The organism is Comamonas koreensis (genome assembly GCF_014076495.1).
GTDB classification, from domain to species: domain Bacteria; phylum Pseudomonadota; class Gammaproteobacteria; order Burkholderiales; family Burkholderiaceae_C; genus Comamonas; species Comamonas squillarum.
Map to the genome: position 1 here is coordinate 4,549,235 of NZ_CP043575.1, position 14,626 is coordinate 4,563,860.

Genomic DNA, 14,626 nt, shown 5'->3' on the forward strand with positions numbered 1-14,626 from the left:
ACAAGTGCCCGCTGTGGGCCGCCAAGGCGCTGGCTTTGCGAATGTTTACCCGCCGCTACGCTATTCTTCACCGCCGGGACGGTGGGCCACCAGCACTTCGCGCTGGCCGCTGCCGGTCAAGGCGCTCACCAGGCCGGCGCGCTCCATCTCTTCGAGCAGGTTGGCCGAGCGGTTGTAGCCGATGCGCAGCTTGCGCTGCACGTAGGAGATGCTGGCCTTGCGGTCCTTGAGCACGATCTCGACGGCCTGGTCGTACATCGGGTCCTTCTCACCGCTGCCGCCGCCCTCCTCATCGCCAAAGCCGGAATCACCCTCGCCGGTGCCGCCTTCGAGCACACCGTCGATATAGTCGGGCTCGCCCTGCTCCTTGAGGTAGCTGACCACGCGGTGCACTTCCTCATCAGACACAAAGGCGCCATGCACCCGCACCGGGAAGCCCGTGCCGCTGGCCATGTAGAGCATGTCACCCATGCCCAGCAGCGCCTCGGCGCCCATCTGGTCCAAGATAGTGCGGCTGTCGATCTTGGAGCCCACCGAGAACGCGATACGCGAAGGGATATTGGCCTTGATGAGGCCAGTGATCACATCGACGCTGGGGCGCTGAGTGGCCAGGATCAGGTGGATACCAGCAGCGCGCGCCTTTTGCGCCAAGCGTGCAATCAGCTCTTCGATCTTCTTGCCGACAACCATCATCAGGTCGGCCAGCTCGTCGATCACCACGACGATATGCGGCAGGCGCTGCAGGGGCTCGGGGGATTCGGGCGTCAGGCTGAACGGGTTGGGAATGCTCTCCTCGCGCGCCTTGGCCTCGTCGATCTTGGTGTTGTAGCCCGCCAGGTTGCGCACGCCCAGCTTGCTCATCAGCTTGTAGCGGCGCTCCATCTCAGCCACGCACCAGTTCAGGCCGTTGGCCGCCTGCTTCATGTCGGTGACCACCGGGCACAGCAGGTGCGGAATGCCTTCGTAGACCGACATTTCCAGCATCTTGGGGTCGATCATCATCAGCCGCACATCCTTGGCTTCGGCCTTGTAGAGCACGGACAAGATCATCGCATTGATACCCACCGACTTGCCCGAGCCGGTGGTACCGGCCACCAGCACATGGGGCATCTTGGCCAGGTCGGCCACCACGGGCTTGCCGATGATGTCCTTGCCCAGACCCATGGTCAGCAGGCTCTTGGCGTCGTGGTACTCGTGTGAGCCCAGGATTTCGGTCAGCCGAATGGTCTGGCGCTTGGCATTGGGCAGCTCCAGCGCCATATAGGTCTTGCCGGGGATGGTCTCGACCACGCGGATCGACACCAGCGAGAGCGAACGGGCCAGGTCCTTGGCCAGGTTGACGATCTGCGAGCCCTTGACGCCGGTGGCCGGCTCGATCTCGTAGCGGGTGATCACCGGGCCGGGTGCGGCCTCGACCACGCGCACCTCGACGCCAAAGTCCTTGAGCTTTTTCTCGATCAGGCGGCTGGTCATCTCCAGGGTTTCGTAGGAGACGCTCTCCTGCGTCTTGGGCGCCGCATCGAGCAGGTCCACCTGGGGCAGGCGCGTGTCGCGCAGCTCGTTGAACAGCGGCTTTTGCCGCTCCTTGACCACGCGGGCGCTGGGCTGCGCCTGGGGCTTGAGCGGCTGGGCGATATGCAGGCCCGAATCGACCGCTGCGCTGCGCGGCGCAGCGGGCAGCATGCTGTCCATGCCATCACCGGTTGGAACCAGGCGTGAGGCCATCGGCACAGGGGCTGCACTGCTGACCTCGGCCTCACGCGCCAGCGCTGCCTTCTTGCCCACGGCCTTGTCGGCAGCGGCTTCGCGGCGCAGCATCAGCTTTTGCAAAGTACGCTCGATCCCGGCACCGACCTTCTCGGCGATCTGGCCCCAGGAGAAGCCCAGAATCCAGGAAAGGCCCAGCAGCAGCAGCATCACGCCGACAATGCCCGAGCCGGTAAAACCCATCCAGCGCTCGGCCAACGGGCCGAGCAAAAAGCCCAGCACGCCGCCAGCAGCGCCGGGCAGGCTGGCCTCAAAACGGTAGAGGCGCGACCACTCCAGCGCAGCGCTGGCCAGCAGCAGCACCACCAGGCCGCCCCAGAACACCATGCGGCGCAGCCACAGCGGGCGCGGATCGTTGGGTGGCGCCTCACCGGCGCGCAGCCAGCGCGCCAGCGACGAGAACCAGGCCAGCACGGCGGCCACCACCAGCCACCATACGGAAAAACCCACCATGAAATAGCCGCCGTCAGAGACCATCGCACCCAGGCGACCCATCCAGTTGCTGACATGGCCAGCCATCTGCGTGCCCGAGGTGGACCAGGCCGGGTCCTTGGGCGAGTAGCTGACCATGGCCGCCACGCAAAACGCCATCAGCACAAAACTGACGATGAGCACCAGCTCGTGCCCAAAACGGCGAACCCCCATCACCAGCGAATGGCCGGTCTGGGGTGCTGTCTTTGATTTCTTTGATGAGTAAGCCATAACCTAAGAGCCAGAGCTTACCCTAAGCGGATTGCAAATTCGATAGCAGGCCAGGCGCCTGGGGCCGGGTGATGCCTTGGTGCGACGCGGTAGTTCAGGCAAAGTGCGGGCCTCCCTGCGGCACAGAGCGGGGCGCCCACGCAGCGACAGGCCGTGGCCATCAGCACAAATACCCAATAAAAACATAAATCTGATGCACGAAAAGCATGGCTCGCAACCGGTGCTAGGCCCCTGTCACCTGGCAATACGCAACATTTTGTAATCTACCTATCTTCCTACAATCCCACCCCTTGCGCCAGCACGCCGCAACGATTGTTGTCATTGGCGCGCAAATGCAGCGCCGGGCGTCCTCAGGTGCTGTGATGGCTTGCGACAATCAAGGACATTGACACAAGCCATCCACAGAGGGTGGCCAGTGTTTGATACTCTTTCATGTTTTGCTGAGCGCCATGCGCCAGCCTGCTCACTGATTCGCGGCTGCCCCGCAGCTGCCCCCTGAATGCGATAGGAGTTCTATGTCTGCCATCCACCAACATGCCAAAGTTTTGATCCTGGGCTCGGGCCCTGCGGGCTATACCGCCGCCATCTATGCGGCGCGTGCCAACCTCGATCCCGTCTTGATCACCGGCATGGCCCAGGGCGGTCAGCTGACGACCACCACCGAAGTGGACAACTGGCCCGCCGATGTGATGGGCGTGCAAGGCCCGGCGTTGATGCAGCGTTTTTTGGAGCATGCCGAGCGTTTCAAGACCCAGATCATCTTTGACCACATCAACCAGGTCGACTTCAGCAAGCGCCCCTTCACCTTGAAGGGCGACAGCGGCACCTACACCTGCGACAGCCTGATCATCGCCACCGGCGCATCGGCCAAGTACCTGGGCCTGCCCACCGAAGAGGCCTTCATGGGCCGTGGCGTGTCGGCCTGCGCGACCTGTGACGGATTCTTCTACCGCGAGCAGCCCGTCTGCGTGATCGGCGGCGGCAACACCGCCGTGGAAGAAGCGCTCTACCTGTCCAACATCGCCAGCAAGGTGACGCTGGTGCACCGCCGCGACAAGTTCAAGGCCGAGCCCATCCTGGTCGACAAGCTGATGGAGAAAGTCCAGGAAGGCAAGATCGAGCTCAAGACCCATTTCACGCTCGATGAAGTGCTGGGCGACCAATCGGGCGTCAACGGCATCCGCATCAAGAGCACGCAAGACGGCCACACCGAGGACATCGCGCTGCAAGGCTGCTTTATCGCCATTGGCCACCACCCCAATACCGACATCTTCCAAGGCCAGCTGGAGATGGAAAACGGCTACCTGGTGACCCAGATGGGCCGTGGCGGTTTTGCCACACAAACCAGCGTGCCCGGCATCTTCGCGGCTGGCGACGTGCAAGACCATGTCTACCGCCAGGCCATTACCAGCGCGGGCACGGGCTGCATGGCTGCGCTGGATGCCCAGCGCTTCCTGGAACAGGAATAAGCCCGCAAGCCAGGGGCATAGCCCGAATTTTGCTTTCAGGCTATAATCCTTGGCTTTGCTGCTTGCCGCCTTTTGCTAATTCGCAATCTTCGGCGCGTGAACAGGAAACTACGGCAGGTTTGCCAGCGGTCTTGCACCACTGAGCCGACCCGGCTGTGAACATGGGCTACCGCCACCCTTTGATTGGCGAGGTGAGGCTGCAAGCCGCGCTGCTTTTAACGAGGCGGACAGGGCAAGCAGCTGTTAAAACTTTCGGAGTGTCCTGATGGCACGCGTTTGCGAAGTAACGGGCAAGAAGCCCATGGTGGGAAACAACGTTTCCCACGCCAACAACAAAACCAAGCGCCGGTTCCTGCCGAACCTGCAATATCGCCGTTTCTGGGTGGAAACTGAAAACCGCTGGGTTCGCCTGCGTGTTTCCAGCGCCGCTCTGCGTCTGATCGACAAGAACGGTATTGATTCTGTGCTCGCAGACCTGCGCGCACGTGGCCAAGCTTAAGGAGTATCACCATGGCATCCAAAGGCGGACGCGAAAAAATCAAGCTGGAATCGACAGCCGGCACCGGTCACTTCTACACGACCACCAAGAACAAGAAGACAATGCCTGAAAAGATGTTGATCACGAAGTTCGATCCCAAGGCTCGCAAGCATGTGGATTACAAGGAAGTGAAGCTGAAGTAATCAGCCTGTACGCCGCCATTGACTTGGTGGCATGCAAACACCACAAAGGACACCTCGGTGTCCTTTGTGTTTTTTTGCGTCCGGTTTTTCTAGGCAGCACGCCCACGGCGCCTCGGCATCAAGCCCTGGGCGGCAGCCCCAGCTGCGCATGCATCATGCGCCCCAGGCTGCGATAGGCCTCGTCCACTGCGTCGGTAAACGGCATGCCGCAGCTCAGCCGCAGAAAGTGGTCGTAATGGCCAGTGTTGCTGAACATGTCGCCAGGCGCCACGCGGATGCCCACGGCCAGCGCCTCGTCGTACAGGCGGCTGGACGAGATTTGCTCGGGCAGCTCCAGCCAGATGCTCAGGCCGCCCGCGGGCAGGCTCAGGCGCGTGCCAATCGGAAAATAGCGCGCCACCGCCTGCGCCGCGGCCTGGCGCTGCACGCGCAGCTGCTGGCGCAGGCGCACCAGGTGCCGCATGTACGACGGTGACCCCACCGTGCGTGCGCCCAGCAGCTGGGGCCAGACCGGCAGGTTGCGCGAGCGTGCAAACTTGATCATCTGCACCCGCTCCTGCCAGCGCCCGGCATTCATCCAGCCCAGGCGCAGGCCCGGCGCATAGCTTTTGGACAGCGAGGAGCAATAGATCACCGAGCCATCGGTGTCCCAGGCCTTACAGGGCTTGAGCACCTCGTCGGATTCGACAAATTCGCGGTAGATATCGTCCTCGATCAGCGCGACCCGGTACTCGCGGCACAGGGCCACCAGGCGCCGCTTGTGGCTGTCAGGCATGGTGGCGCCCTGGGGCATCTGCAGATGGGGCACGACAACAACGGCCTTGAGGTTGGGGTGGGTGCGCAAGGCCAGCTCCAACGCCTCGATCGACATGCCCGTGTGCGGGCTCGACGGGATCTCCAGCGCCTGCAGCTTCTTGGCCTCGATCGCCTGCAGGATGCCGTAGAAGGTGGGCGACTCAATCGCCACCATATCGCCCGGCTGGGTCAGCGCATCGAGCGCCAAGTTCACCGCCTCGGAATTGCCAAAGGTCGCCGCAATGTCCATCGGCGCCAGGCGCACGCCAAAGCCCAGCGCGTAGCGCGCCATCGAGGCCTGAAAATCCGGATGGGTGAAAGGCGCCGAAGGGCCATGGACCAGGATCTGGGGCTGCTCGCGCAGCAAGGCCACGGCCAGCTGGTTGAGCAGTTTGGCATCGAACAGCTCGGGCGCGGGCATGGCGCTGCCCAGGTCTACCTTGAGCGGCCCTTTGAGGCGCGCCTTGTTCAGATACTCGGCCGCGCGCTCGCCAATGCCTTCAAAGCGGTGGTCCTGCATCGGAAAAGGGCCCAGCTGCAGCGGCTCGCGCGCCGCGGGCATCTGCAAAGCCCTGTCGCTGACAAAGTAGCCCACACGCGGCCGCGCCTCGATCAACCCGCGCGACTCCAGCACGCGCAGCACCTGCAGCGCCGTGCTGTGGCTGACATGGTGCTGGCGCCGGATATCGCGTACCGAGGGCATGCGCGCCCCCACACCCAGGGTCTGCTGGGCAATCGCCTGCTCAAAATGCGCGGCGATGCGCTCGTACAAAAACGCATCGTCTGCGGGCGGGCTGCCTGCCGCGTCTACGGAATGGCTCTCGGGGATGTCACACAGACTCTCATCTAACAGCTGCACAGCAGGACTCCTGGTTCCGGGAACCTGTCCATCACCCTTGTGCGCCACCGCAGTGGCCAGGGCCAGGTTCCCATTCGCAGCGCTATGGTCTCAGGTTCAACCCTGACAGAACAGATACAGAAACTGCGATTTTGAACCAGAACAGACCCTTTGTGCTTGCGCTGTTCCGCCCGACCCTGGTGCAGACTGTGTCTGTTGCGTTGCACTGCATTTTTTTACGCTAGAGCCCTGTTCTGCCACGCTCAGGAAAGCGCAAAAATGACCACCAGCACCACCGCCCGCCTCACCTCCGCCCTGCCAGGCAGCGCCGCCTCCCAGGCCCAGACCAGCGCCCCCGCGCAGCCAGGCATCCACAGCAGCAGCCTGGCCTTGCGTGCAGGCCAGGGCCAATGGTTGTATCTGGAGGCGGGCAGCAGCCTGTACTGCCGCGCCGGGCAGCTGCAGATCAGCTCGCCCTGGCACAGCGCGCTGCGCCTGGTGGCCGAAGACGCCCCGCACTGCAATGGCGCCCATGCGGGCTGGTACTGGCTGCAAGCACAAGGCGTGCAGCCCGCCCAATTGCTGGTGCAGGTGCAGGCCTATGCGGGCTGGCGCGCCGGTTGGCGCAGTGTGGCCGACTGGCTGGGCTGGAAAGGCTGACAGCTGAGGCAGCCTGCCAAGGCGCAATCGCCTTGGTGGCCTATGCCTTATTGGACTGACTGCCTTACTTGCGCTGCCAGACGGCGGCAAAGAAGCCGTCGGTCTGGTGCAGGTGGGGCCACAGGCGCAGGTAGAGGCTGCCGCTGTCGCCGCCGCTGCACAGGCTGGCGGCGTGCTCGACCTTCAGGCCTGCCAGCAGCTCGCCGGCATCCATCGGCACAAAGTCCGGGTGGGCGGCGGCAAAGGCCTCGGCAATCGCCTCGTTCTCTGCGGGAAGGATGCTGCAGGTGGCATAGACCAGGCGGCCGCCGGACTTCACCATGCGGGCACTGCTGGCCAGAATGGCGGTTTGCTTGGCCGTCAGCTCTTCAATCGCCTTGGGGCTTTGGCGCCATTTCAGATCTGGATTGCGGCGCAAGGTGCCCAGGCCCGAGCAGGGGGCATCGACCAGCACGCGGTCCATCTTGCCGGCCAGGCGTTTGACCCGCTCATCGCGCTCATGCGCAATCGCAGCCGGGTGCACATTCGACAGGCCCGAGCGGGCCAGGCGCGGCTTGAGCGCCTCCAGGCGGTGGGCCGACACATCAAAGGCGTAGAGGCGGCCGGTGCTGCGCATGGTGGCGCCAATGGCCAGGGTCTTGCCGCCGGCGCCGGCACAAAAATCGGTCACCATCTCGCCGCGCTTGGCGTCCAGCAGCAGGGCCAGCAGCTGCGAGCCCTCGTCCTGCACCTCGACCCGGCCTTTGACAAAGGCCTCCAGGCGCGAGAGCGCAGGCTTGTCGGCCACGCGCAGGCCCCAGGGCGAATAAGGGGTGGGCTCGGCCTTGATGCCCGCTTCCTTGAGTTCTTTTTGCAGCTCGCTGCGCTTGGTCAGCAGCGCATTGGCGCGCAGATCCAGCGGGGCCGTCTCCAGCATGCTGGCGGCCAGCTGCTCGAACTGCTCACCCACCTGGGCCTGCAGCGGCTCGACCAGCCACTCGGGCAGGTTGTGGCGGTGCTGGGGCATGAGGCTGGCCGGCGCAATCGCGTCGCAGTCGTCGAGCCATTGCACTTCCTGGTCGCTGAGCGCGCTTTTGACAAAGCTGCGCGGGCCGGCAAAGCCCAGGATGGCCAGGCGGCGCGCGCGCGCGCCGCTGCCCGAGCGGGCCAGCGATTCAAACAACGTTTTCTTGCGCAGCACGGTGTACACCGTCTCGGCCAGCGTGCCACGCTCGCGCGGGCCCAGGTTGCGGTGTTCACGGAAATAACGCGACACCACGGCGTCTGCCGGGTGTTCAAAGGTGAGGGCCTGCGCGACCAGCTCGGCGCAGGCATCTAAAAGGGCTTTGGGGTGCATAGCCGCTATTGTCCCACTGCGCCAGTATCCGGGCGCCAGGCCCGGCTAACCGGTGAGCGGCGCTGTGCCGCTGCTGGGCGCGCCACCGGGCTGCTCGGTGCGGTCATAGACCAGCCCCCAGGGCATGGCCGCCAGCTGGCGCAGCGCGGTGGGGCCCAGCTCCTCGACATGCGTGATCCATAGCGGCACTAGCTTGCACAGCAGCAGCTCGCGCTCCAAGTAGCCGCGCCACTGCAGCTCCAGACGCTTGTTGTCCTGGTAGTGCACGCCGGGCCGGTCGAGCACCAGCACCAGCGCATAGGCCCCCGGCAAGCTGCGCAGCGGCCGCGCCAGCAACCAGGCACGGCGCAAGCGCGGGCAGTGCTGCAGATGCAGCTGCAGTGCCGCGAGCTCCGAGGCCCACAGCGGATGCGGCAGCGCGGTGCAGGCGCGCGCGCCCAGCAGGCTGCCCTGCGCCAGGCGCTCATCGCGCAGCGCCTGCAGCTGCGTGCGGGCCAGCGCCTCGCGTGCGCGCCAGTCGCTGCGCAGCTGGCGTACCGAGGCCTCGTCAAAGTCCTCGTCTTCCAGCACATCGAGCACGCCCGAAGCCAGCTGGCACCAGGCCGCACCCATGGCCGGCAGCTGCGCAAAAGCCTGCGCCAGGTACTGCAGCTGCGCCTCCCAGTCCATGCCCATGTGCAGGCTGGCGCAGGCGGCCAGCGCACGGGCATTGCCCGGCTCCAGCTCCAGCGCGCGCTGGTAGATCGGCAAGGGGGCATCCTGGTGCTGCAAGGCGGTGCTTTGCAGCTGCCAGCCCAGCTCCACCAGCTGGTCGGCATCCAGGTAAGGCTCGCGCGGCATCAGCGCGGCCACGCGTGCGGCCGAGGCGCTCAGGATCTGGCGGTAGGCCACCCAGTCATGGCCATGGCGCACACACCAGCGCTGGTCGAGCAGCTCGATCCAGCGCTCCGAGCGCTTGCCCAGCCAGGCCAGGCAGTTGCTGCTGGACATGGGCGTGAGGCCCGGGGGCACATCCAGGCCCCGCAGGCGCTCGCGCAGGCTGGGGGGCGTGTCCTGGTAGCTGGCGGGCGCATGGTATTCCTGCTTCCAGCCCTGGTAGACCCAGTTGACATCCATGCTGTGGTTCATCACCCCGGCCATCAGGCTGAAGGGCCCGATCGGCGAGGCCAGCTCTCGCGCGCGCAACCAGTGCATGGTCCAGAACTGTTCGCGGAACCAGCGCCCGCGCACCGCCACCTCGGACAACGCCTCGCCCATCAGCGGCTTGCTGACCCAGCGGGCCGCCATGCGGTCGGCAACGGCCTCGTCCTGCCGCGCCACCACAAAGCTGGCCGCCCACCAGCGCGGCAAATACCAGCGCATGAAGCGCTCATTGGCCCAGCCCAGGTGCGTCATCTGGCGCGCATCGGCGAGGCGCTCATGCAGCCCCTGCAGGCGGCGGCGGGCGCGGTAGACCGCAGCCTGCAGCCAGCCCTGGCGGCGGCGCAGATGGCTGTATTCCTGCGCAATCAGGGCCACCAGGCGCGGCCGGTCAATCGCCATCGCCAGCGGCAGGCCCAGCAGCAGGTGGTAGCGCGCCGGCAGCAAGCCGCCCAGCCGCATCTGCTGCGCAATGCGCAGGCCATAGTCTTCGGTGATCACCAGCTGGGAGATACGGGGGCCGCGCACCTTCTGGCGCACGCGCTCGAGCGCCTCAAAGAGGCGCGGGCATTCAGCAGCGGGCACGGCGATGCCCTCGGGCGCGACCCAGTCGGAGCGCGTCAACCGCAATACGCTCAGCAGCAGTGCCAAGCCGGCAAACAGCCCAAAGATCTGCAATCCATGGAATCCAAGGTAGACAAAGGACAGCACTGACCAGGCCAGCAAGACCAGGCCCAGCAGCAGACCGCCCCAGATCCACAGCCCCGCTAGCAGCAGCATGCCAAAGACATGGCGGCGGAAGACCGCCGGCTCTGATGCAGCGGCGCGCGTATAGGCATCGACCCGCTGCACAAAATCTATCTGCTCCACCCCACCCTCCGAACAGGTTCTGGCCGCGCAGCGCTGGTACCTGGCGCGCACGGGCCATGTCGGCATGTGCAGGCGGGCGCATCTGCTAGGCTTGGTTATTTTTTCAGATTATGGAACAGCACCCGATGCCAGCACCAGCTATTTCGCCCGGACTCTACCGCCACTACAAAGGCCGGCTCTACCAGGTCTGGCAGCTGGCCCGGCACAGCGAGACACGCGAGTGGCTGGTGGTCTACCAAGCGCTGTATGGCGATTACGGCTGGTGGGTGCGGCCAGCGGCCATGTTCAGCGAAGAGGTCGAACTAGGCGGCCAGCGCCAGCCCCGGTTTGCGGCTTATACGCCACAGACCGAGACGCCTGACCAGGTGTGACCGCGTTGCGCAGCGCTCAGCGCGCCTGCAACAGCGCGCGCACCGCCTTGGGGTAGATCTGGTGCTCTTGCACCAGCACGCGCGCGGCCAGCAGCTCGGCCGTGTCGCCCGGCAGCACGGGCACCAGGCCCTGCTCCAGGATGGGGCCGGCATCCAGATCGGCGGTCACCTGGTGCACCGAGCAGCCGGCAAACTTGCAACCCGCATCGATCGCGCGCTGGTGGGTGTGCAGCCCGGCAAAGGCTGGTAGCAGCGAGGGGTGGATGTTGATGAGCCGGCCGCTGTAATGCGCAACAAAACCGGGGGTCAGAATGCGCATGAAACCGGCCAGTACCACCAGCGAAGGGGCATGGGCATCGATGCACTGCATCAGCGCTGCGTCAAAGCTCTCGCGGCTGTCATAGGCCTGGTGGTCTACCACGGCAGTGGCAATGCCCTGCTGCTGGGCAAACTGCAGGCCGCCGGCCTGCGCCTTGTTGCTGACCACCGCCGCCACCCTCGCCCCCAGGGTCTCCTGCCAGCGCTCTTGCTGCGCGGTTCGCACGATGGCTGCCATATTGGAGCCGCTGCCGGAGATCAGGATGACGATGTTTTTCATGGAGGCGGCATTATCGCAGGGCGGCGAACGTCCCGAAACACGCCGCGGCCTCAAATGGCGGATAATCAAAGGCTTTACTGAATTCACAGCCACGTTTACGGGCTCGCCCGCAGTTACTCCATGAGCGCAAAAGCACCTGTCGATCCGATTCGCAAATTCCTCGAAACCGCCCGCCACCAGATTTCTGTGGGCAACCTCACGGGTGCAGCCCAAACCCTTAACGACGCACGCCAGCGTGCGCCACGCGATGCACGCCTTTTTGTGCTCGCCAGTTTGATGGCAGAGAAATCGGGCAACCTCCAAGGTGCCTTTGATGCAATGCAGCGCAGTGTGACCTTGGCTCCCGACTGGGCGCCTGGCCTGCTGGAGCAAGCGCTGCTGTATGCACGCCATAACCGCGAGCACGAGGCCATGGCAGCGGCAGAGAAGGTCATTGCGCTGGAGCCCAACAATGCCCAGGTGATTGCCGGCGTCGTCGACATTGCACACCGCATTGGCAATACCGAGATGGCCATCCGCCACCTGCGACGCGCACTGCAGCTGATTCCTGGTGACCGCACCTTGCGCCGCCATCTGGCGGTTGACCTGGGCACCGTGCGCCAGTACGACGATGCGCTGGCCGTGTTTGGCCCGCTGATCGACGAAGATCCGAAAGACCACCTGGCCCGTATCGGCCGGGTGCAGATGCTGCAAGCGCGTGGCACCATGCAGGACGCCCTGCCCGATACCACGGCACTGCTGGCGCTGCAGCCCGATGACAAGATCTACCAGTACTACCACCAGTTGGCCCAGGGCCAGGTGCCCGCGCATGTGCCGGTCGAGCTGACCACCCACATGTTCGATGGCATGGCCTCGGTCTATGACATGCATATGGTGCGCCATCTGGCCTATAGCCTGCCCAAGCAGGTGGCCGACCAGCTGTTGCAGATCTTCCCGGACCGCCGCTTCAACCTGCTGGACCTGGGCTGCGGCACCGGCCTGCTGGGTGCGACGCTGGGCGCGATCGACGGCTACATCCTGGGTGTGGACATGTCGGCCAAGATGCTCGAGCAAGCGGCCAAGCACAAGGTCTACTACAAGTTCCACCAGGTCAACCTGCTCGAAGCGCTGGCGGCCACCCCGGCCAACACCTTCGAGGCCATCACCGCGCTGGATGTGCTGATCTATGTCGGCGACCTGCAGCAAACCCTGGCCGATGCCTACCGCGTGCTGACCCCCGGCGGCGTGCTGATCTTTTCGTGTGAGCACGGTGATGTCACCGGCCCGGACAGCCAGCTGCAGCCCTTTGGCCGTTACACCCACACCTTGAGCAGCACCGTGCGCCTGGCCAAGGCTGCCGGCTTTGACCGTGTCGACACGCGCGATGTGGAGCTGCGCATGGAAGCGGGCCAGGCCGTCGATGGCTTTGTGGTCACCGCCTACAAGCCCAAGGAGGCCTGATAGCCCACCGCTCTGAGAGTCCGCCAAAGGAAAAGGCCTTGTCTTGCGGCAAGGCCTTTTTGCTGGGGGTGGCGAAGACAGCACTCAAGCCGTCAGACGTGAGCTCTTGGGCACATGGGCCATCAAGAACTCCATCTGGTCGGTCAGGATGCGGCGGTTGCGCAGGATGAAGTCTTCCCAGAGGCTGGGGGTGTAGGGCGCATAGAGCAGCGGCATATGCGCCTGCTCGGGCGTGCGGCCGGCCTTGTGGTGGTTGCAGGAGGCGCAGGCCGTCACCACATTCATCCAGGTATCGGGCCCCTTTTGGGACACCGGAATGACGTGTTCACGGGTCAGGTGTTCTTCGTCAAAATGCTCGCCGCAGTAAGCGCAGATATGGCGGTCACGGCCAAACAGCTTGCTGTTGGTGAGCGTCATGCGCATCGCAAAGGGGTCGATACCAGGCTTGCCACGGGTGCCGATGATGCTGGCCACCTCGATGCGTGACTGCAGGCCGGTGATGGCGTTATGCCCGCCGCGGAAGCAGGCCACACTCGAGCCCGCCTCCCAGCGCACATCACCTGCTGCGTAGTGCGTCACCGCCTCCTGCAACGTGATCCAGGATTGCGGAACGCCACTTGCCGATAACTTCAACACCTTCACAATGGGCCTCCTGCGCATTGGGAATTGAACCGAAATACCGTTGACCCGCGCGGCGCCTGGCCACGAAAAATGCCGCGACCCACGCACATGCTGCACGCAGACCCGGGCACCAAGTCATAATGGTCAATATACACTTTTATTGTGAAATTGCACACCAGCGCGCGGCTCGAAAGCGCAAGCCGCTACAAAAAACAAAGCAAAGATGAAAATCTTCAGAGGACTTGACCACCCCGAGGTCACCCGGCACTGCGCCCTGACCATTGGCAATTTTGATGGGGTGCACCGGGGCCACCAGGCCATGCTGGCGCTGCTGCGCAGCGAAGCGCAGCGCCGGGGTCTGGCCAGCTGCGCGCTCACCTTCGAGCCCCACCCGCGCGACTACTTTGCCCAAGTGCTGAACAAGCCCGACCTGGCGCCCGCCCGCATCTCCACCTTGCGCGATAAGCTCGACCAGCTCGCCCAATGCGGCATTGACCAGGCGATTGTGCTGCCCTTCAATGCGCGGCTGGCTGCGCAGGCCCCGCAGGCCTTTATCGGCGATGTGCTGCTCAAGGGGCTGGGCACCGGCTACCTGCTGGTGGGCGATGATTTCCGCTTTGGCCACCAGCGCGCGGGCGACTACGCGATGCTGGTCGAGGCCGGCCGCAAACAGGGCTTTGATGTGGCGCGCATGAACAGCTACGAGTCCGATGGCCTGCGCGTGTCCAGCACGGCAGTGCGCCAGGCGCTGGGCCAGGGCGAGATGACGGCGGCGGCCAAGCTGCTGGGCTACCCCTATGCGATATCGGGCCATGTGGTGCACGGCCGCAAGCTGGGCCGGCAACTAGCCGAAAGCCGCGCGGGCGCGGGCGACGGTTTTCGCACCTTGAACCTGCGCTTTGACCATTGGAAACCCGCTGCCAGCGGTATCTTTGTGGTGCTGGTGCACGGCCTGTCGGCCCAGCCGCTGCCCGGCGTCGCCAACCTGGGCGTGCGCCCCTCGCTAGACCCCAACGATGTCAACGGCGGCCGCGTGCTGCTGGAGACGCATTGCCTGCAATGGCCCGCGGAACTGGGTGGAGACGGGGCATACGGTAAAATCATCCGAGTGGAACTTCTACACAAACTGCACGACGAGCTTAAATACGACAGTCTGGACGCCCTGACCACAGGGATTGCCAAGGACTGCGCGGATGCCCGTGCCTTCTTCCATACGGCGAGCCACGCCGAAACCCGTCGCCAGACCACGCGCGACCGAATTTGACGCTGACTTGACTGCGCCGTGCCGCGCAGAAGTCCGCACTCGCCTGCACCACGTGCACGTCAGACAACGCTTCT

Annotated in this window: 13 protein-coding genes; 7 read left to right on the plus strand and 6 right to left on the minus strand. The window is 64.6% G+C overall.

Translation table 11 applies throughout. From position 1 onward, the window contains the following. Positions 1-60 precede the first annotated feature (60 nt). Positions 61-2,469, minus strand: a complete 2,409-nt coding sequence (locus F0Q04_RS20750) for a DNA translocase FtsK (protein WP_182343279.1) — start codon at positions 2,467-2,469, stop codon at positions 61-63. Positions 2,470-2,984: 515 nt separating this feature from the next. Here F0Q04_RS20750 and trxB point away from each other — a divergent pair. The 3 genes from trxB to rpmG all read left to right on the plus strand — a co-directional run bounded on the left by trxB (position 2,985) and on the right by rpmG (position 4,619). Continuing rightward, positions 2,985-3,938, plus strand: coding sequence for a thioredoxin-disulfide reductase (gene trxB, locus F0Q04_RS20755; RefSeq protein ID WP_021026860.1), 954 nt, complete (start codon positions 2,985-2,987; stop codon positions 3,936-3,938). A 265-nt stretch (positions 3,939-4,203) separates the two neighbouring features. Further along, positions 4,204-4,437, plus strand: a complete 234-nt coding sequence (rpmB, locus tag F0Q04_RS20760; RefSeq protein ID WP_021026859.1) for a 50S ribosomal protein L28 — start codon at positions 4,204-4,206, stop codon at positions 4,435-4,437. Positions 4,438-4,448: 11 nt separating this feature from the next. Beyond that, positions 4,449-4,619 carry a 50S ribosomal protein L33 gene (gene rpmG / locus F0Q04_RS20765; RefSeq protein WP_021026858.1) on the plus strand — a complete coding sequence of 57 codons (171 nt, stop codon included), beginning with the start codon at positions 4,449-4,451 and terminating at the stop codon, positions 4,617-4,619. A 118-nt stretch (positions 4,620-4,737) separates the two neighbouring features. Here the strand turns inward: rpmG and F0Q04_RS20770 are convergent, their stop codons facing one another. Beyond that, positions 4,738-6,273 (minus strand): PLP-dependent aminotransferase family protein, encoded by a 1,536-nt coding sequence (locus tag F0Q04_RS20770; protein ID WP_420093965.1) that lies wholly within the window; start codon positions 6,271-6,273, stop codon positions 4,738-4,740. A 258-nt stretch (positions 6,274-6,531) separates the two neighbouring features. Between F0Q04_RS20770 and F0Q04_RS20775 the strand changes: the two genes are divergently transcribed. Further along, positions 6,532-6,912, plus strand: coding sequence for a hypothetical protein (locus tag F0Q04_RS20775; protein WP_182343281.1), 381 nt, complete (start codon positions 6,532-6,534; stop codon positions 6,910-6,912). 64 nt (positions 6,913-6,976) lie between these two features. On the opposite strand, the gene F0Q04_RS20780 is transcribed toward F0Q04_RS20775, so the two are convergent. Then, entirely contained in the window at positions 6,977-8,248 is a 1,272-nt protein-coding gene (locus tag F0Q04_RS20780) for an RsmB/NOP family class I SAM-dependent RNA methyltransferase (RefSeq protein ID WP_182343283.1), read from the minus strand. 45 nt (positions 8,249-8,293) lie between these two features. Then, complete coding sequence (locus F0Q04_RS20785) at positions 8,294-10,258, minus strand: M48 family metallopeptidase (protein WP_182343285.1); 1,965 nt, start codon at positions 10,256-10,258, stop codon at positions 8,294-8,296. 125 nt (positions 10,259-10,383) lie between these two features. Between F0Q04_RS20785 and F0Q04_RS20790 the strand changes: the two genes are divergently transcribed. Further along, entirely contained in the window at positions 10,384-10,629 is a 246-nt protein-coding gene (locus F0Q04_RS20790; RefSeq protein WP_116927002.1) for a DUF1653 domain-containing protein, read from the plus strand. Positions 10,630-10,645: 16 nt separating this feature from the next. Here the strand turns inward: F0Q04_RS20790 and purN are convergent, their stop codons facing one another. After that, positions 10,646-11,227, minus strand: coding sequence for a phosphoribosylglycinamide formyltransferase (gene purN / locus F0Q04_RS20795; protein ID WP_116927003.1), 582 nt, complete (start codon positions 11,225-11,227; stop codon positions 10,646-10,648). A gap of 120 nt (positions 11,228-11,347) precedes the next feature. Here purN and F0Q04_RS20800 point away from each other — a divergent pair, with 120 nt between their 5' ends. Further along, a complete protein-coding gene (locus F0Q04_RS20800; RefSeq protein ID WP_116927004.1) occupies positions 11,348-12,667 on the plus strand; it encodes a methyltransferase in 1,320 nt (439 codons plus the stop codon). An 84-nt stretch (positions 12,668-12,751) separates the two neighbouring features. On the opposite strand, the gene F0Q04_RS20805 is transcribed toward F0Q04_RS20800, so the two are convergent. Continuing rightward, positions 12,752-13,309, minus strand: a complete 558-nt coding sequence (locus tag F0Q04_RS20805) for an HNH endonuclease (RefSeq protein ID WP_027010515.1) — start codon at positions 13,307-13,309, stop codon at positions 12,752-12,754. Between the two features lie 202 nt (positions 13,310-13,511). On the opposite strand from F0Q04_RS20805, the gene F0Q04_RS20810 reads away from it, so the two are divergent. Then, positions 13,512-14,552, plus strand: coding sequence for a bifunctional riboflavin kinase/FAD synthetase (locus F0Q04_RS20810; RefSeq protein WP_116927005.1), 1,041 nt, complete (start codon positions 13,512-13,514; stop codon positions 14,550-14,552). Positions 14,553-14,626: the final 74 nt, after the last annotated feature.

Excerpts from the sequence above, each read along its gene's own strand:
- F0Q04_RS20750 (WP_182343279.1), bottom strand. The coding sequence starts at position 2,469 with ATGGCTTACTCATCAAAGAAATCAAAGACAGCACCCCAGACCGGCCAT.
- trxB (WP_021026860.1), top strand. The coding sequence starts at position 2,985 with ATGTCTGCCATCCACCAACATGCCAAAGTTTTGATCCTGGGCTCGGGC.
- rpmB (WP_021026859.1), top strand. The coding sequence starts at position 4,204 with ATGGCACGCGTTTGCGAAGTAACGGGCAAGAAGCCCATGGTGGGAAAC.
- rpmG (WP_021026858.1), top strand. The coding sequence starts at position 4,449 with ATGGCATCCAAAGGCGGACGCGAAAAAATCAAGCTGGAATCGACAGCC.
- F0Q04_RS20775 (WP_182343281.1), top strand. The coding sequence starts at position 6,532 with ATGACCACCAGCACCACCGCCCGCCTCACCTCCGCCCTGCCAGGCAGC.
- F0Q04_RS20780 (WP_182343283.1), bottom strand. The coding sequence starts at position 8,248 with ATGCACCCCAAAGCCCTTTTAGATGCCTGCGCCGAGCTGGTCGCGCAG.
- F0Q04_RS20790 (WP_116927002.1), top strand. The coding sequence starts at position 10,384 with ATGCCAGCACCAGCTATTTCGCCCGGACTCTACCGCCACTACAAAGGC.
- purN (WP_116927003.1), bottom strand. The coding sequence starts at position 11,227 with ATGAAAAACATCGTCATCCTGATCTCCGGCAGCGGCTCCAATATGGCA.
- F0Q04_RS20800 (WP_116927004.1), top strand. The coding sequence starts at position 11,348 with ATGAGCGCAAAAGCACCTGTCGATCCGATTCGCAAATTCCTCGAAACC.
- F0Q04_RS20810 (WP_116927005.1), top strand. The coding sequence starts at position 13,512 with ATGAAAATCTTCAGAGGACTTGACCACCCCGAGGTCACCCGGCACTGC.